Below are 19,790 nucleotides of genomic sequence, written 5' to 3'. Positions count from 1 at the left end.
CCATGAACCGCGCCGCCGCTGCCACTGACGATACGACGATCGACGTCGCCGTCGACGATTGCTGGAACCGGATCGGCACGCACGGCGACCGCTCGTGCGAGCGGCTGGCCGACTGCCAGCGCTGCCTGAACTGCCCGGTCTACGCGTATCACGCGGCGAAGCTGCTCGAGCGTCCGCTCGGCGACGCCGAGATGGCCGACGCGACGCGCCGGATCAGCGCGTTCGACACGACGCGCGTGCGCGACGACGACGGCGATACGCGCCACGCGGCGCTCGCGTTTCGCGTGGCCGACGAATGGCTCGCGCTGCCGATCGGCGTGCTGCGCGAGATCGCCGGCACGCGCCCGATCCATTCGCTGCCGCATCGCCGCAATTCGGCCGTGCGCGGCGTGGTCAACATCCGCGGCACGCTGCGCGTCGCGATCTCGATCGGCGCACTGCTCGGTCTCGCTGCCGCCAAGGGCGGCAATGGCGGTGGCAACGGCCGTTTCACGCGGCTGCTGGTGGCCGCGCACCAGGGCGAACCGGTCGTGTTTCCGGTCGACGAAGTCGAGGGCGTGCTGCGCTTCGGCGCCTCCGACTGGGTGCCCGTGCCGGCGACGGTCGGGCGCGCGAGCGCCGGCCTGTCGCGCGGCGTACTGTCGTGGCGCGGCAAGTCGGTGGGCCTGCTCGACGACGATCGTCTGTTCGACGCCGTGACACGGAGCATGCGATGAGCGGCGATGACGATCTGAGCCACCTGTCGCTGCTCGAGCTGTATCGCGAGGAGACGCGCACGCAGACCCAGGCGCTGTCCGAGCACTTGCTCGCGCTCGAATCGGGCGAGCCCGATTCCGTCGCGCTCGAGGCGTGCATGCGCGCCGCGCATTCGCTGAAGGGCGCCGCGCGCATCGTCGGCGTGCCGCTTGGCGTCGACATCGCGGGGCGGATGGAAGAGTGTTTCGTCGCCGCGCAGGCCGGCACGATCGCGCTGACGGCCACGCACGTCGACGTGCTGCTTGCCGGCGTCGACCTGCTGGTGCGCGTCGGCGATCCGCAGGGGCACCCCGTGTCGCCGACCGAGATCGACGTGTTCGCGGCGGCGCTGACGGGCGCCGACGGCGCGCAGACGATGCAGGCGCCGGCCGTCGTGCCGCCGCCGCCATCGGTCGTGCCGTATCGCGAGCACGACGGCGCGGCGAACGAGCCCGTCGGGGCCAGCGCCGCGGTGCCGCCGCTCGCCGTGTCGGGCACGGTGCCCGATCCGGCCCAGGCCGGGCGCCTGGCCGGCGCCGGCGCGATGCGCCGCGTGCGCGCCGATACGCTGAACCGGCTGCTGAGCTTGTCCGGCGAATCGCTGGTCGAATCGCGCTGGCTCAAGCCGTTCGCCGAATCGATGCTGCGCGTGAAGCGCGCGCAGCGCGACGCCGCCCGTTCGCTCGACTTGATGTACGAACAGTTCGCCGACGATCTCGACGCGGGCATGCTCGCGTCGATGAACGAAGTGCGGCACATGCTCAACGACCTGCAGCGGTCGCTCGCCGAGCGCATGGACGAATTCGACCGCTTCGAGCGGCGCAGCACGCATATCGCCGAGCAGCTTTACGACGAGGCGCTGCAATGCCGGATGCGGCCGTTCGGCGATGCGACGCGCGCGTATCCGCGCATCGTCCGCGATCTCGCGCGCTCGCTCGGCAAGCAGGTGCGCTTCTCGATCGTCGGCGAGGGCACGCAGGTCGACCGCGACATCCTCGACCTGCTCGACGCGCCGCTCGGCCATCTGCTGCGCAACGCGATCGACCACGGCGTCGAGTCGCCCGACGCGCGGCTCGCGCGCGGCAAGCAGGCCGAGGCGAGCGTGACGCTGGAGGCGCGCCATAGCGCCGGCTCGCTGCTCGTCAGCGTGATCGACGACGGGCCGGGCGTCGACATGGACGCGCTGCGCGCGGCCGTCGTGCGCCAGCGCCTGACCGACGACGAGACGGCCGCGCGGCTGTCCGATCCCGAACTGCTCGAATTCCTGCTGCTGCCGGGCTTCTCGATGCGCGACGCGGTAACCGACGTGTCGGGTCGCGGCGTCGGCCTCGACGCGGTGCAGGAGATGGTGCGCGGCGTGCGCGGCGCGGTGCGGATCTTCAACGAGCCGGGCGCGGGCATGCGCTTCGTGCTGCAGTTGCCGCTCACGCTGTCGGTGATCCGCAGCCTGATCGTCGAAGTCGGCGGCGAACCGTATGCGTTCCCGCTCGCGCACGTGCGCCGCACGCTCGAACTCGCGCACGACAATATCGACGTGCTCGAAGGGCAGCCGCATTTTCCGTTCGACGGCCGGCGCGCGGGCCTCGTCGCCGCGCACCAGTTGCTCGACGCGGGCGCACCCGACGCGGCGCGTGCGAGCACGGCGGTCGTGGTCGTCGGCGGCGAGCCCGAGCTTTACGGCGTCGCGGTCGATCGCTTCCTCGGCGAACGGATGCTCGTCGTGCAGCCGCTCGACAGCCGCCTGCACAAGATCCAGAACATCGCGGCCGGCGCGCTGCTCGAGAACGGCGACCCCGTGCTGATCGTCGACGTCGAGGACCTGATCCGCTCGGTCGACAAGCTCGTGCGCGGCGGGCAGCTCGCGCGGCTCACACGCGACCCGCAACTCGCGCTCGTCGACCGGCGCCGCCGCGTGCTGGTCGTCGACGATTCGCTGACGGTGCGCGAGCTCGAACGCAAGCTGCTGGAGAAGCGCGGCTACGACGTGACCGTTGCGGTCGACGGGATGGACGGCTGGAACGCGGTGCGCAGCGACGCGTTCGATCTCGTCGTCACGGATGTCGACATGCCGCGCATGGACGGCATCGAGCTCGTCACGCTGATCAAGAACGATCCGATGCTCAAGCGCGTGCCGGTGATGATCGTGTCGTACAAGGATCGCGACGAGGATCGCCGCCGCGGGCTCGATGCCGGCGCCGACTACTACCTCGCGAAGAGCAGCTTCCACGACGAGGCGCTGCTCGATGCCGTGCACGACCTGATCGGAGGCGCACGCGGATGAACATCGGCATCGTCAACGATCTGCCGCTGGCCGTAGAGGCGCTCCGCCGCGTGCTCGCGCTGCGCACGGACCACCGCGTGCTGTGGGTGGCGACCGACGGCGACGAGGCCGTGGATTTCTGCATCGCGCATCCGCCCGATCTCGTGCTGATGGATCTCGTGATGCCGAAGGTCGACGGCGTAGCGGCGACGCGGCAGATCATGGCGCGCGCGCCGTGCGCGATCCTGATCGTGACGGTCAGCGTCAGCGCGAACACGTCGTCGGTCTACGAGGCGATGGGCGCCGGCGCGCTCGATGCGGTCGACACGCCGACGCTCGCGCTCGGGCTGTCGACCGACGCGTCGGCGCAGGCGCTGCTCGCGAAGATCGACCAGATCGGCCGGCTGCTCGAAAGCCGCACCGCGGCGCTCGTGCCGCCGGGGCCGACGCCCGCGCGCGGCCAGCCGACGCTCGTCGCGATCGGTGCGTCGGCTGGCGGGCCGACCGCGCTCACCGCGCTGCTGCGCGCGCTGCCGGCCGATTTCCCGGCTGCGATCGTGATCGTCCAGCACGTCGACCAGGCGTTTGCGCTCGGGATGGCCGAATGGCTCGACGGCTATACGCGGCTGCCCGTGCGCGTCGCGCGGCAGGGCAGCGTGCCGCAGGCCGGCGAGGTGCTGCTCGCGGCGACCGACGATCACCTGTACCTGTCGCCGCGCGGCGTGCTCGGCTATACGCGGCATCCGGCCGAGACGCCGTACCGGCCGTCGATCGACGTGTTCTTCAACAGCGTCGCCGACGGCTGGCAGGGCGATGCGCTCGGCGTGCTGCTGACGGGCATGGGGCGCGATGGCGCGCTCGGCCTGAAGGCGATGCGCGCGAAAGGCTGCTACACGATCGCGCAGGACCAGGCGACCAGCGCCGTGTACGGGATGCCGAAGGCGGCCGCGGCGATCGGTGCGGCGTCGGCGATCCTGCCGCTCGAGCGGATCGCGCCCCAACTGATCTCGCGCATCGCGCGCGCGCCGCGCGACTGACGGCGCGCCGGGGGAGGGGCGCCGTCGTTTCCCGCAGCCCCGGCGTTCGCATTGCGTGCGTTGCGCGGCGTCGCGTACAATTGCGGCTTGCGGAGATGGCATGCCTCCCTGCGGTCGTTCCCGGCGCGTAGCGCGCGGTGCGGCCCTCAACCGCCGGTTTGCCCGGCTGATGATGCCTGCGTGTTCCTGGGTTGTCAGGAGGTCGCAGGCCGTCCATGCGGTATTCTGCCGCCCAGGTTTTGATGTTCCATCGAATCTGGAAATCATGTTTTTCACGACTTCTGCCGATCTTCTCGCGACCGTGCGCTACGTGTGCCGCTGGCTCGCGCTCTCGGCCCTGCTCGGCGCGCTGGCGGGCACGGCGTCCGCGCTGTTCCTGATCGCGCTCGACTGGGCGACCGGCACGCGCGTCGCGCATCCGTGGCTGCTGTGGGGGCTGCCGGCCGCCGGTTTCGCGACCGGGTGGATCTACCATCGTTTCGGCCAGTCGGTCGCGCGCGGCAACAACCTGCTGATCGACGAGATTCACGACCCGAAGGCGCTCGTGCCGAAGCGGATGGCGCCGCTCGTACTGGTCGCGACTGTCGTCACGCACCTGTTCGGCGGCTCGGCCGGCCGCGAGGGCACGGCCGTGCAGATGGGCGGCGCGCTCGCCGATCGCGTCACGCACGTGTTCCGTCTGGATCGCGAGCATCGCCGCGTGCTGCTGATGGGCGGCATCGCGGCCGGTTTCGCGTCGGTGTTCGGCACGCCGCTCGCGGGCGCCGTGTTCGGGCTCGAGGTGCTCGCGATCGGGCGCGTGCGGTACGACGCGCTGCTGACCTGCGTCGCGTCGGCGATCGTCGCGGACGTCGTGTGCCGCGCGTGGGGCGTGCATCACACGGCCTATGCGATTCCGTTCGTGCCGGCCGTATCGGCGACGGGGCTGGCCGTGACGGTCGTCGCGGGCATCGCGTTCGGCGTCGTCGGGCGGCTGTTCGCGTTTGCGACGCATGCGTTGACCGCGTGGTTCCGCGGTGTTGTCCGCTATGCACCTCTGCAGCCGGTGCTCGGCGGCCTGCTGGTCGCGGTGGCGGCCACCGTGCTGAACGTGCCGCAGTACCTCGGCCTCGGCATCCCGACGATCGAGGCCGCGTTTCACGGCCCGCTGCCGCTCTACGATTTCGCGGGCAAGTTCGCGTTCACCGTCGTTACGCTCGCGTCGGGGTTCAAGGGCGGTGAGGTGACGCCGCTGTTCTATATCGGCGCGACGCTCGGCAACGCGCTCGGCCAGGTGCTGGCGCTGCCGGTGCCCGTGCTCGCGGGGCTCGGCTTCGTCGCGGTGTTCGCGGGCGCGGCCAATACGCCGATCGCGTCGACGATCATGGCGATCGAACTGTTCGGCGCCGATATCGGCGTGTATGCGATTGTTGCGTGTGTCGTCGCGTATCTGTTTTCGGGGCACGCGGGGATTTATCGCGCGCAGCGCGTGGCGGTGGGGAAGGGGGCGCAGGCTGAGGCGGAGTGAGGCGGGCTCGTCGCGAATCTTCCGGGAACTTGAATCATGCGATGTCGGAGGTTGAACGTGTCGTTGCTTGCTCATCTCATCGGGCCGGGAGGCGCCGGCAAAACAACCGTTGGGGCAATCGTTGCGGATCGCTTGAACTGGCGGTTTCTCGATGTGGATCAATGCTTCCTGGCGTCGCACGGGAACATCGCCGACTTCATCCGGGACCACGGATATGTCGAATACGCAACGCACAACGTCCGGCTATACGAGCAACTCAAACGCGGTATTTCAGCGCCTGCGATTTGCGCGGTTTCGTCCGGGTTCATGCTGTATCCGGCGGATGTCACGCCGGCCTATTCGGCACTTCGCCGTTGCATCGAGGAGGATGCGCGGACGTCTCTCCTGTTACCCGCGTTCGATCTCGAGAGCTGCGCCAAACTTGTCGTGGATCGTCAAATGTCGAGACCGTATCTGAACGCCAATGAAGCAGACGAGATGCGCAAAATCCGCGATCGATTTCCCGCGTTCATGCGTTTGAGCTGCAATCGGTTTGCGAGCAACGGATCACCGGAACGACTTGCGGCGGACATTGAACGCTTTATCGTGGCGTCCTTGCCATCGATCGAATGCTCATGAGCGTTCGATCGACGCATCGTGGTTGCCCGCAATCCGGGGGGTGATTGCGAGCTACCCCTAAATTCGTCCTCTGGACGTTCGAGGAATCGGAACCGTGGGTCGAGGTGTTTGCCGACGGAAGCCGGTACTCGGTGATCCAGCGGATCACCTAGGAAACCGGCATCCGTTACTTCTTCGGCAGGCGCGCGACGTTGCGGGCCAGCAGTTCCTCGATATCGACGCCTTTTTCTGCCAGCAGCGTCGTGACGATGCCGGTCAATTCACCGAGCGTTTCCTTGACCGATTCCCGGATCGTATCGACGACGACCTGGGTGCTTCGCTCGATCTCGATGTTGACCTTGTCGTTGACGCCCTTCGCATCGAAGGTGGTTGCGCGTCGCGTTTCGGGAATCAGCCAGACTTCAAACCAGCCTTCATCGCGATTGACGTCCGAAACGGTGAGGCTGCAGCCGTTGATGGCGATATAGCCCTTTGCGAAAACATATCGTTTGAAATCGGCGGGCACGCCGATGCGAACCATCCGGTTGTGTTCGGACGACGCGATGTGCAGGATGGTCCCCGTGAAGTCGACATGGCCGGACAGCGGATGCCCGCCGATTTCCGCGCCGTCCTTCGCGGCCCGCTCCACGTTGATCCGCGCGCCTGTCGCCAGGTCGGCCAGCGTGGTGATTTTCAGGCTCGGCAACATCACGTCGAAGTCGATCAGCTCCGGCGAATGGATGGTCGTCACCGTCAGGCACACGCCGTCGACCGAGACGCTGGCGCCGATCTCGATGCCGTCGGTAAACCGCTCGGGAAATTCGATGCTGAACGTTCTCAGTTCGCCGTGATCCTTGATGGCCTTGATGGCGCCAACACCCTGGACAATTCCTGTAAACATGGTCGATCCCTCGTCGCAAATTTCCTGGTCGACATGATAAGTGATCCGGGGAAAGGCGACGCCGTGGCGCGCGGTTCAAGGGAGGCCGGCGATATGCGCGGACGCAAAAAACAGGCCGTGCACGTGGCACGGCCTCGATCCGAATCCGGTTGTGTCGACGCAGCCCGGCGGTGACGACCGTACCGCCGGGCTGCATCGCGACACGCTTGCGTTACGCCTCGGCCGGCTCGCCCAGCGGCCCGACATCATCGTCCGCCGTGCGCCGCGGCGAATCGATCAGCCCCTTCGCGAGCTCCAGCGCCTGCCGCTCGAACAGCCGGCGGTAGATGCCGCCGTCGATGCGGATCAGCGCGTCGTGGTTGCCTTCCTCGATCACCTTGCCGCGATCGAGCACGAGCAGCCGATCGAGCGCGCGCACGGTCGACAGCCGGTGCGCGACGACGAGCGTCGTGCGGCCGACCATCAGCCGCTCCATCGCCTGCTGGATCAGCAGCTCGCTTTCGCTGTCGAGGCTCGACGTCGCTTCGTCGAGGATCAGGATCGGCGCATCGGCGAGGAACGCGCGCGCGATCGCGACGCGCTGGCGCTCGCCGCCCGACAGCTTGATCCCGCGTTCGCCGACGAGCGTGTCATAACCGTCCGGCAGCGTCGCGATGAAGTCGTGCGCGCTGGCGAGCCGCGCGGCGCGCTCGATGTCCGCGCGGCTCGCGTCGGGGCGCGCATACGCGATGTTCTCCGCGAGCGTGCGGTGGAACAGCACGGGCTCCTGCTGGACGATCGCGATCTGGCTGCGCAGCGTATCCTGCCGCACGCGCGCGATGTCCTGGCCGTCGATCGTGATGCGGCCGTCCGACACGTCGTACAGGCGCTGGATCAGCTTGATGAACGTCGTCTTGCCGGACCCCGAGTGGCCGACGAGGCCCACGCGCTCGCCCGGCGCGATTCGCATCGAGAAATCGTCGTACAGCGGCACCGGATGGTTGCCGTAGCGGAACGTCACGTGCTCGAAGCGGATCTCGCCTTGCCCGATCCGGATGGCCGGCGCGCCGGGGCGATCGTCGATGCCGAGCGGCTGGCGTTCGAGCGCGACGAGTTCCTCCATGTCGTTCACCGAGCGCTGCAGGTTGCGGATATGCATGCCGACGTCGCGCAGGTAACCCTGCAGCATGAAGAACATCGTCAGCGCAAACGCGATGTCGCCGACGCTCGCCTCGTCGTTTGCCCACAGCCGCAACGCGACGCCGATCATCGCGGCCTGCATCGCGACGAGCATCGCGCCCTGCAACCCGCCGTTGAACGTGCCGCGCACCCACGTGCGGCGCGTGCGCTGCCGCCACTTGCCGATCACGCGTGCGAGCCGCGCTTCCTCGCGCGTTTCCGCACCGAATGCCTTGACGACCGCGTTGCAGCTCACCGCATCGGCGAGTGCGCCGCCCATGCGCGTATCCCACAGGTTGCCGAGCCGCGCGGCCGGCGCGACGATGCCGAGCGACACGGCGACCGTCACCGCGATGTACAGCAGCGAGCCCGCGCCGACGACGAGCCCCATCACGGGCCAGTGCGTGCCGAGCAGCACGGTTGCGCCGACCAGCATCGTGACCGATGGCAGCAGCGCGATCAGCACGGTGTCGTTCAGCAGGTCGAGCGCCCAGATGCCGCGCGTGATCTTGCGCACGGTCGAGCCGGCGAAGCTGTTCGCGTGCCAGTCGGTCGAGAAGCGCTGCACGCGATGGAACGACGCGGCGGCGATCTCGCTCATCATCTTCAGCGTGAGCGTGATGATGTTCAGGTAGACGCCTTGCCGCAGCACCGTCGCGCCGATGCCGAGCGCGGCGAGCGTGCCGAACGCGGCGACGGCGGAATGCCACGCGGCGGCGCGGTCGGTCAGGCCGGTCGACAGCGCGTCGACGAGGCGGCCGGCGAACAGCGGCGTGAGCACGTCGGCGAGCGCGGCGAGCAGCGCGAAGGTCGCGACCGTGGCGATGCGTGCCGGCTGCTTGCGCCAGTAGCGGATGGTGAAGCCGAAGACGGCCTTGAATGCGTGGCCGCCCAGATGGGAGGTTTTTCTGGTCATTTATCGTTGCCCGGCGCATCGCGCGACGGGACTTTCCGGTTCGGAGAACGTCGAAAACGCAACAGCCGGAGCCGCGTGGAAAACGCGGGCGGAACGAAACGGGCTGTCGGGAACAGCGCGGCTGACGGGTTAGCGGAAAACCCGGGAGCCGACGCGGACGGCGGGCTGGATCAGCTACGCCGTGGGACCACGTTCGGGAAGGTTGCTGGCATTCGGAACATCTGCACCTCCCCTGAAGTGAACGGTTGAAAGGACGCCGAAAAGACGTGTAAAGATTCTATCAGTAGTGTTCTGCACGCTGCAACGTCTGACGAATGCGGCGTTGCGGCGTCGATACGGTTAGTATTCAGGGTTTCGGCCCTTCTTTCGCGGGCTTTCCGCGAAGCGGTGGCGCATCCATTACACTTCGGCGTCCGAGGCACGTGACGGCGCGCGCGGCCCGGCACGACGAGCGGCCGGCCGACGCGGGCCTCGCAGATTTACCCCGATACACTCCTGAGGAAACGATGAGCGACGTTCAGCAAGGCATCCTGGCTCCGATCGACACGGCGGCCCGATACCTCACTTTCACGATTTCGAATGACGGCAATGTGGCGGCGGCACTGGCCGCGCTGCGCGAGATCGTCGACGGACGCGACACGGTCGTCGGTTTCGGACAGGCGCTGGCAGCGCACCTCGGGCGCCCGGTTTCGGGCCTGACCGACTACCCGGCGTTCGCGGTGAAGGACCGCACGCTGCCGGCGACGCCGGCCGACGTGTGGGTCTGGCTGCGCGCCGACGATCGCGGCGAGATCGTGCTGCGCGCGCGGGCGATCGAACGCGCGCTGGCGCCGGCGTTCGCGCTGCAGGACGCCGTCGACGGCTTCCGCTATTCGAACGATCGCGACCTGTCCGGTTACGAGGACGGCACCGAGAACCCGACCGGCGACGACGCGCTCGACGCGGCGATCGTGACGGGGCAGGGCGCGGGGCTCGACGGTTCGAGCTTCGTCGCAGTCCAGCAATGGCTGCACGACTTCGACCAGATGGAGCGCATTCCGTCGGGCGACATGGACAACATCATCGGGCGTCGCCGCTCGGACAACGAGGAGCTCGACGACGCACCCGAGTTCGCGCACGTGAAGCGCACCGCGCAGGAAAGCTTCGAGCCGGAGGCGTTCATGCTGCGCCGTTCGTCGCCGTGGTCGGACGCGCGCCGCGCGGGCCTCTACTTCGTCGCGTTCGGCTGCTCGTTCCGCGCGTTCGACGTGCAGATGCGCCGCATGAGCGGCGCGGACGACGGGATCGTCGACGGCCTGTTCCGCTTCACGCGGCCGCTGACGGGCGCGTATTTCTGGTGCCCGCCGATGAAGGGCGGCAAGCTGGATTTGTCGGCGCTCGGACTGTAAGCGCCTGACGGCACCAACGGACGGGCGGGCCGCGCATCGTGCGCGGCCCGCCCGTTTTGTTTGGTGGAGCGGCGATCGTGTGCCGCTTGCCGTGCGCCGCACGCGTCAGTTCAACGTCGTCTCGATCCGCGTGCCGCGCTTGATGAACTGCGTCACCGGCGTCTTCTCGCAGATCTCCGCGAGGCGCTGGCGTTGTGCGTCGTCGAGCGGGCCGTCGAGCGTCACGACGCGGCGCACGAATTGGTCGCCTTCGCGATCGGCATGCAGCTCGGTGCGCACGTCGATGCGCGCGGCCGGCCACGATTTGCGCTGCATATACATACGCAGCGTCGCGGCCGTGCATTGCGCGAGACCGGCCAGCACGAACTCGTACGGCGCCGGCCCGCGATCCTGGCCGCCTTCGCGCGGCGCTTCGTCGCCGGTCAGCGCGTGCGTGCCGGCCTGAAGCTGGACGACGTAGTCGGGCGCGTCGGCATCGAGGACGGCGGCGGCATGGATGAGCGACATGGCAAGTCTCCGATAAGCGGGAAGAAGGAGGCGGGCGCCGCGTGGCAGCGCGAAGCCGTCAGCATACCGTTTCGATCCTGACGGCGTACGCTGCGTGCCTACGCGTCGGCGACGCCGGCGCTGCTGCGCACGAGTGCGGCGATGCGTTCGCGCACCCACTGGTGCGCGCGATCGGTGTCGCGCGATTCGTGCCAGTACGCAAGCAGCGGGAACGGCTTGAGCCGCAGCGGCAGCGGCCGCACGACGATCGGCAGCAGCGCGGCCATCCGCAGCGCATAGGTGTGCGGCAGCGTGACCAGCAAGTTGCCGGTCGCGGCGATCTGGCACGCGGCGAAATAGTGCTGGCAGGTGAGCCGGATATCGCGGAAGCGGCCGTCGTTGCCGAGCAGTACATCGAGCGATTGCGGTTCGCCGAACGACGACACCGCGATATGTTGCGCTGCGAAATAGTCGCCGCGCCGCAGCGGGTCGCGCGCAAGCGGATGATCGCGGCGCAGCGCGACGACGAGCGAATCGTCGAGCAGGTGTTCGGTGGCAATGCGCGGGCCCGTCTGCACGCGACGATCGACGACCAGATCGAGATTGCCCGATGCGAGTTCGCGCTCGATGTCGGGCACCGCGATACGGCGGCTCACGAGCCGCAGGCCCGGCGCTTCGTCGGCGAACGCGGCGACGATTCGCGGCAGCGCGATCGATTCGAGCACGTCGCGAATGCCGACCGCGACACTCAGGTCGAGCGTCGCGGGATCGAATGCCGACGGATCGCGCGCGGTGCCTTGCAGGCCCTTCAGGTGCAACTGCACGTCCGCGATGATCGACCGCGTGCGTTCGGTCGGCACCACGCGGTTGCCCTGGCGCACGAACAGCGGATCGTCGAAATGCGCGCGCAGCCGGTTGAGCGCGTGCGTGACCGCAGGCTGCGTGAGATGCAGCGCGCGGGCGGCCGCGCCGATGCCGCCATGCACGTAGACGGCGTCGAGCACGCGAAACAGGTTCAGGTCGAGACGGTGATCGGCGGGCACAGGGCGCGGACGGCGTGGTGAACGGTGGATCGATTCTAAAGGATGCGCAGGCAACCGATGCGCGGGTCGTCGTGTGCGGCGATCGACGACGTTCAATGCACGTCGATGCCGTTCCGACCGATACGCGACCGCAGCTTCGTCAGATGCGCGACGCAACGAAACGAAACGCGTACATCGTGATGCATGACGGCCGCAATGATCGGCTGCATCGACAGGCACGATTCCATGCCGGCATACCAACGGTCCGCGACAGCCTGTAGTAATCCGCCATCATGCTGTCCCCGTCGGCCATTTCGCGCCAAAGGCGCTACCCGTTCGGCTAAGATGCCGTCGCTTCATATTTCGGGATAGCCGTCCTGTCGCACGCATTCAAACCAAATATAAGCCTGACAGTTCGACGGTATTAGAAGAAGTCGAAACAAGTCGGGGGCTTGGCCAGTGAATGCAGCAGATCAGAGGTGGGTCGTTATCTATTTGAGTACGGGGTTTTCGTTGGCCCAGGCCGCGCGTCTTGGCGAGGCTTTCAATCTGGCGAATCGCCTGCATGCGTTCAGTGCGGATTACCAGTTGAAGTACGTATCCGAAAGCGGGGGACTGTTGCAGTCGTCGTCCGGCGTGAGCGTCGCGGCCGATCCGCTCGGCGACGAGCACGGCCGCCGTGCGCTCGCGTTCTTTCATCTTCACGGCGACCGTGCGGCCGTCAACTGGGACGCTGCATTGCAGCGTCGCCTGACCGACATTCGCCGGCACGCGCGCTGGATCGTCGACGCGATGGACCTGCCGTCGCTCGCGGCCACGCAGCGGCCATCGGCGGCGATCCACGCGCGGCCCGGCAGGGCCGGGCGCCGTACCGCCGCGACGGTCGAACTGCAGGCCGGCGAGACCGATGTGTTCGCTGCCGCGCTCGACATGTTCCGCGTCGATCTCGGCGACAGCGCCGCGCAGGAGATCGCCAGCAACCTGCTGCGTCCGGTCGAGCAGCGCTTTGCGCAGTCGATGTGGGCGTTTCGCGAACTGAGCGCGAGCCCGTCGATCCGGATGTCGGCGCAGCGGCTGCGCGCGCAGAGCGTGAACCGCATCTCGATCGCGAACGCCGCGCAGGCCGCCGCGATGAGCGAGCGCAATTTCCTGCGGCGCTTCAAGAAGGAGATCGGCGTGACGCCGACCGAGTTCGTCCAGCACGTGCGGCTCGAGCGCGCGTGCCACATGCTGATCCATACGACGCTGCCGGCCGACAAGGTCGCGCGCCGCACGGGGTTCGGCAGCGGCGAGCGGCTCGCGAAGCTGTTTCGCCAGCGCCTGCTGATGTCGCCGACCGAGTTTCGCGTCGCCGAGCGGGAAAAGATCCTCAGCCACGGCGCCGCGTCGCCCGATGCGCGCGACGGGCCCGCCGCCGTGTTTTGCGAGGGCGACGCGGCGAGTTGCGACGCGTGTGCCGATGCGCGGGAGAAAACGGGGCGGATACCCGTAGAATCGTCCTGTCGCGATCTCGATCCCCGGTTTCCATGCCCTTCCTCCCCACTACCGCCACCGCCCCCTTCTGCCCGTCGGAAGTAAAGGGCAGCATCACGATCGATGCCGGCGCGTCGCGCTGGCAGAAGCTCAAGCGCTTTTTCGGCCCCGGCCTGCTCGTCGCGATCGGCTACATGGATCCCGGCAACTGGGCGACCGACATCCAGGCCGGCTCGCAGTTCGGCTATTCGCTGCTGTGGGTCGTCGCGTTCTCGAGCCTCGCGGCGATCTTCCTGCAGCTGCTCGCGGCCAGGCTCGGCCTCGTCGCGGGCAAGGATCTCGCGCAGGCCAGCTACGACCGCTACGGCCGGTTCGGCCGCGTCGTGCAGTGGGTGACCGCCGAAGTGTCGATCATCGCGTGCGACATCGCGGAAGTCCTCGGCTGCGCGCTCGCGTTCAAGCTGCTGCTCGGCGTGCCGCTCGCGTGGGGGATCGTGCTGACCGCGCTCGACACGGTGATCGTGCTCGGCCTGCAGGGCAAGGGCTTCCGGCAGATCGAGGCAATCGTGCTCGGGTTGATCGCGACGATGGCGTTCTGCTTCGTCGCGCAGGTCGCGATCACGCCGCCCGACTGGCACGCGGTGGTCGGCGGGCTCGTGCCCGGCGATCCGGGCCACGACCGCAAGGACGCGATCGTGCTCGCGCTCGGCATCGTCGGCGCAACGATCATGCCGCACAACCTGTATCTGCATTCGTCGGTCGTGCAGACGCGGCATGTCGTCGGCGGCGCGCGCGGCGTGGTTCGCGACACGCTCGCGCTGGTACGCATCGACACCTGCGTGTCGCTGTTCGTCGCGATGCTCGTCAATGCGGCGATCCTGATCATCGCGGGCGCGGCGTTCCACGCGACGGGCCAGCACAACGTGACCGACATCGAGCAGGCCTACAAGCTGATTACGCCGATCGCGGGCGGCGCGGCCGCGCTGCTGTTCGGCATCGCGCTGCTCGCGTCGGGCCAGAGCTCGACGCTGACCGGCACGATCGCCGGCCAGGTGATCATGGACGGCTTCCTGCATACGAAGATCCCGTGCTACCAGCGCCGGCTGATCACGCGCGGGCTCGCGCTCGTACCGGCGCTGATCGGCGTGCTGTGGCTCGGCGACGGGTCGGTCGGGCAACTGCTCGTCTGGAGCCAGGTGCTGCTGAGCCTGCAGTTGCCGTTCGCGATGTGGCCGCTGATCCGGTCGGTCAGCGATCGCGACACGATGGGCGAGCACGCGATCGGCCGCGGGATGCAGGTCGCCGCGTGGGCGCTGTTCGTCGTCATCTCCGGCACGAACCTGCTGCTGATTACCGGTGTCGCGGGCTGATACAGCCTGTCACAGGCTGACACAGACGCGGGGCGCGCATGCGGTAAACTGCGTCCTTTCGATAGCCGTCCGAAGTCCGTCATGTGGAGTGAAATCAGCAACATCGGCGATGCCGCGCTGACCTTGCCGATCGCGCTGACCTGCGCGGCGTGGCTGGCGCTGACCGACTGGCGCCTCGCCGTGCGCTGGATCGTGCTGCTGGCCGCCGGCATGGGCCTCGTCGGCGCCACCAAGATCCTGTATGCCGGGTGCGGCATCGAGATCCCCCAATTCGATTTTCGCGTGATCAGCGGCCATACGATGCTGTCGACGTCCGTGTGGACGGTCGCGCTGTCGATGCTGTGGCAGGCGTTCCGGCCGGGCAAGGCGCCCGGCGTCGCGGCCGGGCTCGCCGTCGGCGCGGTCACGGCCGTCGCGCGCGTGTTCGATCACTCGCACACGATTCCGGAAGTCGTCGTCGGCTGGATGCTCGGCGCGCTGGTCGCGCTGGTGTTCCTGCGCGGCTATGACGTCGCGCGGCAGCGCGCGTTCTCGCCGCGCATCGCGGCTGTCTGCCTGCTGCTCGTGTCGGGCATCGCTTACGGGAACCGTGCGCCGTTCCAGCAGATGATCGACACGCATTCGCCGCAACTCTGCGCGTTCGTGCGCGCGCCGTCGGGCGACGGATTCTGACGGTTGCCGATTGCGGCGGCCCGGCTTCCGGTGCTGCCGTGTTGCCGCCGGCAATCGCCCGGCGGCTGCCCGATTCCCCTTCCCGATCGTTTCCTGCCTGTCGTGGAACGGATCGCCCGCCATTCCCCGAGTCAACGAACCGGCCGGTCCGCAGGATCGGCCGCGCCGCTTTGCACATTGGCGCCGGCGCGCGAAGGTCATGAACAAAATTTATGACTGGACATAACGAATATTCATTTCATCGATAGGCGGCATTCGCGTACGCTGGCTGTCGTTCGACCGCGGCGGGCTGCCCGGCGCGCGTCACGCTCGTCTCGATATACTCGCGGAAACCGTGCGGCGCCTTATAACGCCGACGCGCCGTCAATCGGCATGCGTTGGCCGGAATGCGCACGGAAAACCCGTCGCGGCCGCGTTCCGCGACGACGATTCACGACAGGAGCAGCTCACATGACAGTCGTTACTCCGCGCCTCGCCGGCAAATGCGCATACATCACGGGCGCCGCGGGCGGCCTCGGCCGCGCGATCGCGCGCCGGATGGTCGAACAGGGCGCGCGCGTGTTCGTGACCGACATCGCCGAAGCGGCGGTGCTCGACGCGTTCGCGCAGGAACTCAACGCGGGCCACGCGATGCCGGTCGCGTTCGCCGCGACGCAGGACGTGCGCGACGAAGCGCGCTGGCAGGCGCTGCTCGCGCAGGCGAACGATGCGATGGGCGGGCTGTCGGTGCTCGTCAACAACGCGGGCGTCGGCTCGATCGGCTCGCCCGCGCAAATCGAGCTGGACGAATGGCGGCGCGTGATGGCGATCAACGTCGAGAGCATCGTGCTCGGCTGCAAGCATGCGCTGTCGTACCTGGGCGCGAGCCATCCCGCGTCGATCATCAACATCTCGTCGGTCGCCGCGTTCAAGGTCGAGCCGGATTTCACCGCGTACAACGCGTCGAAGGCGGCCGTCGCGTCGCTGACGAAGTCGGTCGCGATCGACTGCGCGCGCCGCGAGCTCGACGTGCGCTGCAACTCGATTCACCCGGCGTTCATCCGCACCGGGATCGTCGAGCCGCTGTTCCAGACGCTCGGCGAACGCGACGCGACGCGCAAGCTCGCGCGCGGCATTCCGCTGCGCCGGCTCGGCGAGCCGGACGACGTCGCGCATGCGGCCGTGTATCTTGCATCCGACGAAAGCCGCTTCGTCACGGCCGCCGAACTCGTGATCGACGGCGGCATGTGCGCGGTCTGACGCGTACCCGATACAACAACCGGAGGAGAACATCGTGTCGACACCCGTGAACCGCCAACTGCTGCTGAAGACGCGCCCGGAAGGGCGGGTCGGCCGCGAACACTTTTCGCTCGTCGAGACGCCGGTGCCGGCGCTCGCGGACGGCGAGGTGCTCGTGCGCGTGCTGTACCTGTCGATGGACCCGACCAACCGCGTGTGGATGAGCGACGTGCCGCAGTACCTGCCGCCCGTCGCGATCGGCGAGGTGATGCGCGCGCTCGGCATCGGGCGCGTGGTCGCGTCGCGCCATGCGGGTTTCGCTGAAGGCGATCTCGTGCAGGGGCTCGTCGGCTGGCAGGACTACGCGGCCGTGCCGGCCGACCAGGCCGCGCAGCTCGTGAAGCTGCCCGCGCAGTCGGGCCTGCCGCTGCCGACGCTGCTCGGCGCGTGCGGGATGAGCGGGCTGACCGCGTACTACGGGCTGACCGACATCGCGCCGGTGCAGCCTGGCGAAACGCTCGTCGTGTCGGCGGCGGCCGGGTCGGTCGGCTCGATCGCCGGGCAGATCGGCAAGATTCACGGCGCGCGTGTGGTCGGCATCGCGGGCGGCGCGGACAAGTGCCGCTACCTGACCGAGACGCTCGGCTTCGACGCGGCCGTCGACTACAAGGCCGACGATTTCCGTCAGCAACTGAAGGCGGCGACACCGGACGGCGTGCACGTGAACTTCGAGAATGTCGGCGGCGAGGTGATGCGCGCGGTGTTGTCGCGGATGGTGATCGGCGGGCGCGTCGCACTGTGCGGCGTGATCTCGAACTACAACAGCGGTCGCGCGGCCGACGACGTCGGCGTGCTGATCTCGAAGCGGCTGACGATGCGCGGCTTCCTGATCCTCGACTACCGCAAGAGCCGCGAAGCCGTGCAGACGCTCGCGGGCTGGTTGCGCGACGGCCGCCTCAAGGCCGAGGAGACCGTCGCCGACGGCCTTGAAAACGCGCCGGACGTACTGAATCGCCTGTTCGACGGCGACCATCGCGGCAAGCTCGTGCTGCGCGTCGATCCGGACGCGTGACCGGCTTGCGGCGTGGCGCGCGATCTCGATCACGCGTTGCCGCGATGCGTTGTCGAACGCGGTGAGTTCGATCAACCGGGCCTCAGTTTCGGACTTGTCCCATATATTGTCGCGGCCTCTCTCCCTAAAGTGATTGCCTGCAAACAGGCGGCGTGACCGACGCGTCACGCCGCCTGTTTTTCTGGTCACGCGGGAGAGGAGAGCGAACATGCGGAACAACGCGAAGCAGGCGGCATCGGTATCGGCAGCGATGCGCAATCGAACGGTCCGGTGCGCCGGTGCCGTGCGGATGATGGCGATCGGGCTGGGCGTCGTGCTGGCGATGTCGAATGCGGTGGCGGCCGGGCAGGCCAGGTCGGACGGCATCGTGCGGTTTACCGGCGCGCTTGTCGATCTCTACGACGTGACGTTCTACGCGCCGTCAGGCGCGGTTGTCGAAGGACGGGACGCGGCCGGCAACGGGGCGGCGGCGACGCTCCGGTTCGATGCGCATGGACGGCGTTTGCCGGGTGCGCAGGTGGCATGGGTCGGGCCGGATGGTACGCCGTTCGCGCCGGATGCCGGTTCGGGCGTGCGCGCAACGTGGCGCGATGCGCACGCCGGGCGAAGCGTGCCGCTGGAGTCGGGCCGCATTCATCGCGTGGGTCCGTATGGCGGCGTGATGACCGTCGCGGCGGATGAAGCGACGGGCGCCGTGGCGCCCGTCGTGATCAGGATTCGCCATCCGTGACGGAGGGCTTGTGCGTGCGGATGGCGCGGTGGCAGCCGGGGGCGACGCACGCGGCTACGTGCCGCGTCATTCGCCCTGTTCGGACCGTGCGTAGATGTCCCAGCTCGCCATGAACAGCGCGGCGACGAGCGGCCCGATCACGAAGCCGTTGATGCCGAACAGCGCCATCCCGCCGAGCGTCGATATCAGCACGACCCAGTCGGGCATCTTCGTGTCCTTGCCGACGAGGATCGGGCGCAGCAGGTTGTCGACGAGGCCGATCACGCCGACGCAGAACGCGACGAGGATCACGCATTTCCAGATCTCGCCGGTCGCCAGGAAGTAGAGCGCGGCCGGTATCCACACGAGGCTCGCGCCGATCGCGGGCAGCAGCGACAGGAACGCCATCAGCGCGCCCCACAGCACGACGCCCTGGATGCCGAGGATCCAGAAGATCAGCCCGCCGAGCGCGCCCTGCACGAGCGCGACCGCGACGTTGCCTTTCACGGTCGCGCGCACGACGGTCGTGAACTTCGCGAGCAGCAGGTTCTTGTGCTCGTCGTCGAGCGGCAGCGCGCGGCGCACGCGGCGGCCGATCTCGCCGCCGTCGCGCAGCAGGAAGAACACCATGTACAGCATCACGCCGAAGCTGACGATGAACTGGAACGTGTTCTGGCCGATGCTGAACGCCTGGGCTGCGGCGAACTGGCTGATCTGCGCGGCGCCGTCGGTCAGCTTCTTCTGGATGCCGGGGATGTTGGTCAGCCCGTATTTCGCGAGCAGGTGCTGGATCGACGACGGCAGCGCGTGGATGATGTCCTGGAAGTACTGCGAATAGTTCGGCTGCGCGGTCTTGATTTCCTGGTAGACGTAAGCGATTTCCTGAACGAGCGTCGCGGTGACGAACACGAGCGGCAGGATCACGATCAGGATGATCAGCGTCATCGTCACGAGCGCGGCCAGGTTGCGCCGCTTGCCGAAGCGCGCAGCGAGCCAGCGCTGCACGGGCTGGAACAGGATCGCGAGAATGGTGCCCCAGAACACGGCCCCGGAGAACGGCGCGAGAATCCCGCACATGCCGACGGTGACCGCGAACAGCAGGAAAATGAAGAATTTTTGGTGATCGTGTCCGCTATCCATGGGTGGCATTCGCGCAGATTGATGCTTGGTTTGACTGAATCTCGTTGCCCCGGGCGCGATCGGCTCGCAAACGTCACGGGTTCGCGGCGAAACGCGGCGCGGGGCGGCCCGAACCGGAGTATGCCCGCA

The 19,790-nt window shown here is 68.1% G+C and carries 17 protein-coding genes and 1 riboswitch; of the genes, 12 read left to right on the top strand and 5 right to left on the bottom strand.

Annotated elements, in window-relative coordinates:
- Window positions 1–2 precede the first annotated feature (2 nt).
- From JYG32_RS24080 to JYG32_RS24060, 5 genes are all read left to right on the top strand, one after another.
- Entirely contained in the window at window positions 3–716 is a 714-nt protein-coding gene (locus tag JYG32_RS24080; RefSeq protein ID WP_213267211.1) for a chemotaxis protein CheW, read from the top strand.
- Window positions 713–3,016 (top strand): hybrid sensor histidine kinase/response regulator, encoded by a 2,304-nt coding sequence (locus JYG32_RS24075; protein ID WP_174378942.1) that lies wholly within the window; start codon window positions 713–715, stop codon window positions 3,014–3,016. Before JYG32_RS24080 ends, JYG32_RS24075 begins: the two co-directional genes overlap by 4 nt.
- Window positions 3,013–4,032 carry a chemotaxis response regulator protein-glutamate methylesterase gene (locus JYG32_RS24070; RefSeq protein WP_213267210.1) on the top strand — a complete coding sequence of 340 codons (1,020 nt, stop codon included), beginning with the start codon at window positions 3,013–3,015 and terminating at the stop codon, window positions 4,030–4,032. Before JYG32_RS24075 ends, JYG32_RS24070 begins: the two co-directional genes overlap by 4 nt.
- Before the next feature lie 82 nt (window positions 4,033–4,114).
- Window positions 4,115–4,218, top strand: a riboswitch (Fluoride riboswitch).
- Window positions 4,219–4,297: 79 nt separating this feature from the next.
- Window positions 4,298–5,539 (top strand): voltage-gated chloride channel family protein, encoded by a 1,242-nt coding sequence (locus JYG32_RS24065; protein WP_213267209.1) that lies wholly within the window; start codon window positions 4,298–4,300, stop codon window positions 5,537–5,539.
- A gap of 57 nt (window positions 5,540–5,596) precedes the next feature.
- The gene (locus JYG32_RS24060) at window positions 5,597–6,157 is read left to right on the top strand and encodes a shikimate kinase (RefSeq protein ID WP_249744858.1); all 561 of its coding nucleotides are present in this window, start codon (window positions 5,597–5,599) and stop codon (window positions 6,155–6,157) included.
- Window positions 6,158–6,323: 166 nt separating this feature from the next.
- On the opposite strand, the gene JYG32_RS24055 is transcribed toward JYG32_RS24060, so the two are convergent.
- Both JYG32_RS24055 and JYG32_RS24050 read right to left on the bottom strand, forming a co-directional pair.
- Complete coding sequence (locus JYG32_RS24055) at window positions 6,324–7,037, bottom strand: riboflavin synthase subunit alpha (protein ID WP_213267207.1); 714 nt, start codon at window positions 7,035–7,037, stop codon at window positions 6,324–6,326.
- Window positions 7,038–7,248: 211 nt separating this feature from the next.
- Window positions 7,249–9,111, bottom strand: coding sequence for an ABC transporter ATP-binding protein (locus JYG32_RS24050; protein WP_213267206.1), 1,863 nt, complete (start codon window positions 9,109–9,111; stop codon window positions 7,249–7,251).
- 506 nt (window positions 9,112–9,617) lie between these two features.
- Here JYG32_RS24050 and JYG32_RS24045 point away from each other — a divergent pair.
- Window positions 9,618–10,499 (top strand): Dyp-type peroxidase, encoded by an 882-nt coding sequence (locus JYG32_RS24045; RefSeq protein WP_213267205.1) that lies wholly within the window; start codon window positions 9,618–9,620, stop codon window positions 10,497–10,499.
- Between the two features lie 105 nt (window positions 10,500–10,604).
- Here JYG32_RS24045 and JYG32_RS24040 read toward each other — a convergent pair whose 3' ends face one another.
- Both JYG32_RS24040 and JYG32_RS24035 read right to left on the bottom strand, forming a co-directional pair.
- Window positions 10,605–11,006 (bottom strand): OsmC family protein, encoded by a 402-nt coding sequence (locus tag JYG32_RS24040; RefSeq protein ID WP_174381267.1) that lies wholly within the window; start codon window positions 11,004–11,006, stop codon window positions 10,605–10,607.
- 98 nt (window positions 11,007–11,104) lie between these two features.
- On the bottom strand, window positions 11,105–12,028 hold the full coding sequence (locus JYG32_RS24035; RefSeq protein ID WP_213267204.1) for a LysR family transcriptional regulator: 924 nt from the start codon (window positions 12,026–12,028) through the stop codon (window positions 11,105–11,107).
- A 492-nt stretch (window positions 12,029–12,520) separates the two neighbouring features.
- Between JYG32_RS24035 and JYG32_RS24030 the strand changes: the two genes are divergently transcribed.
- The 6 genes from JYG32_RS24030 (at window position 12,521) to JYG32_RS24005 (ending at window position 18,542) form a co-directional block, all read left to right on the top strand.
- Window positions 12,521–13,585: a helix-turn-helix domain-containing protein gene (locus JYG32_RS24030; protein WP_213267203.1), complete on the top strand. Its 1,065-nt coding sequence runs from the start codon at window positions 12,521–12,523 to the stop codon at window positions 13,583–13,585.
- On the top strand, window positions 13,534–14,850 hold the full coding sequence (locus tag JYG32_RS24025) for an Nramp family divalent metal transporter (protein ID WP_213267202.1): 1,317 nt from the start codon (window positions 13,534–13,536) through the stop codon (window positions 14,848–14,850). The genes JYG32_RS24030 and JYG32_RS24025 overlap by 52 nt, the downstream gene beginning before the upstream one ends.
- Window positions 14,851–14,931: 81 nt before the next feature.
- Window positions 14,932–15,522 carry a phosphatase PAP2 family protein gene (locus tag JYG32_RS24020; protein WP_174381263.1) on the top strand — a complete coding sequence of 197 codons (591 nt, stop codon included), beginning with the start codon at window positions 14,932–14,934 and terminating at the stop codon, window positions 15,520–15,522.
- 450 nt (window positions 15,523–15,972) lie between these two features.
- The gene (locus JYG32_RS24015) at window positions 15,973–16,761 is read left to right on the top strand and encodes an SDR family oxidoreductase (protein ID WP_213267201.1); all 789 of its coding nucleotides are present in this window, start codon (window positions 15,973–15,975) and stop codon (window positions 16,759–16,761) included.
- Window positions 16,762–16,795: 34 nt separating this feature from the next.
- Window positions 16,796–17,812, top strand: a complete 1,017-nt coding sequence (locus JYG32_RS24010) for an NADP-dependent oxidoreductase (RefSeq protein WP_213267200.1) — start codon at window positions 16,796–16,798, stop codon at window positions 17,810–17,812.
- 208 nt (window positions 17,813–18,020) lie between these two features.
- Window positions 18,021–18,542, top strand: coding sequence for a thioesterase (locus JYG32_RS24005; protein WP_213267199.1), 522 nt, complete (start codon window positions 18,021–18,023; stop codon window positions 18,540–18,542).
- A 66-nt stretch (window positions 18,543–18,608) separates the two neighbouring features.
- On the opposite strand, the gene JYG32_RS24000 is transcribed toward JYG32_RS24005, so the two are convergent.
- The gene (locus tag JYG32_RS24000; RefSeq protein ID WP_174381259.1) at window positions 18,609–19,661 is read right to left on the bottom strand and encodes an AI-2E family transporter; all 1,053 of its coding nucleotides are present in this window, start codon (window positions 19,659–19,661) and stop codon (window positions 18,609–18,611) included.
- Window positions 19,662–19,790: the final 129 nt, after the last annotated feature.

This window comes from Burkholderia pyrrocinia (assembly GCF_018417535.1).
In the GTDB taxonomy this organism is placed as follows: Bacteria; Pseudomonadota; Gammaproteobacteria; order Burkholderiales; family Burkholderiaceae; genus Burkholderia; species Burkholderia pyrrocinia_E.
Note: the sequence above shows the minus strand (reverse complement) of the source record. Positions and strands in the feature narration are given on the sequence as shown.

Excerpts from the sequence above, each read along its gene's own strand:
- JYG32_RS24050 (WP_213267206.1), bottom strand. The coding sequence starts at position 9,111 with ATGACCAGAAAAACCTCCCATCTGGGCGGCCACGCATTCAAGGCCGTC.
- JYG32_RS24045 (WP_213267205.1), top strand. The coding sequence starts at position 9,618 with ATGAGCGACGTTCAGCAAGGCATCCTGGCTCCGATCGACACGGCGGCC.
- JYG32_RS24000 (WP_174381259.1), bottom strand. The coding sequence starts at position 19,661 with ATGGATAGCGGACACGATCACCAAAAATTCTTCATTTTCCTGCTGTTC.
- JYG32_RS24080 (WP_213267211.1), top strand. The coding sequence starts at position 3 with ATGAACCGCGCCGCCGCTGCCACTGACGATACGACGATCGACGTCGCC.
- JYG32_RS24020 (WP_174381263.1), top strand. The coding sequence starts at position 14,932 with ATGTGGAGTGAAATCAGCAACATCGGCGATGCCGCGCTGACCTTGCCG.
- JYG32_RS24005 (WP_213267199.1), top strand. The coding sequence starts at position 18,021 with ATGCGGAACAACGCGAAGCAGGCGGCATCGGTATCGGCAGCGATGCGC.
- JYG32_RS24065 (WP_213267209.1), top strand. The coding sequence starts at position 4,298 with ATGTTTTTCACGACTTCTGCCGATCTTCTCGCGACCGTGCGCTACGTG.
- JYG32_RS24075 (WP_174378942.1), top strand. The coding sequence starts at position 713 with ATGAGCGGCGATGACGATCTGAGCCACCTGTCGCTGCTCGAGCTGTAT.
- JYG32_RS24055 (WP_213267207.1), bottom strand. The coding sequence starts at position 7,037 with ATGTTTACAGGAATTGTCCAGGGTGTTGGCGCCATCAAGGCCATCAAG.
- JYG32_RS24015 (WP_213267201.1), top strand. The coding sequence starts at position 15,973 with ATGACAGTCGTTACTCCGCGCCTCGCCGGCAAATGCGCATACATCACG.
- JYG32_RS24025 (WP_213267202.1), top strand. The coding sequence starts at position 13,534 with ATGCCCTTCCTCCCCACTACCGCCACCGCCCCCTTCTGCCCGTCGGAA.
- JYG32_RS24040 (WP_174381267.1), bottom strand. The coding sequence starts at position 11,006 with ATGTCGCTCATCCATGCCGCCGCCGTCCTCGATGCCGACGCGCCCGAC.
- JYG32_RS24070 (WP_213267210.1), top strand. The coding sequence starts at position 3,013 with ATGAACATCGGCATCGTCAACGATCTGCCGCTGGCCGTAGAGGCGCTC.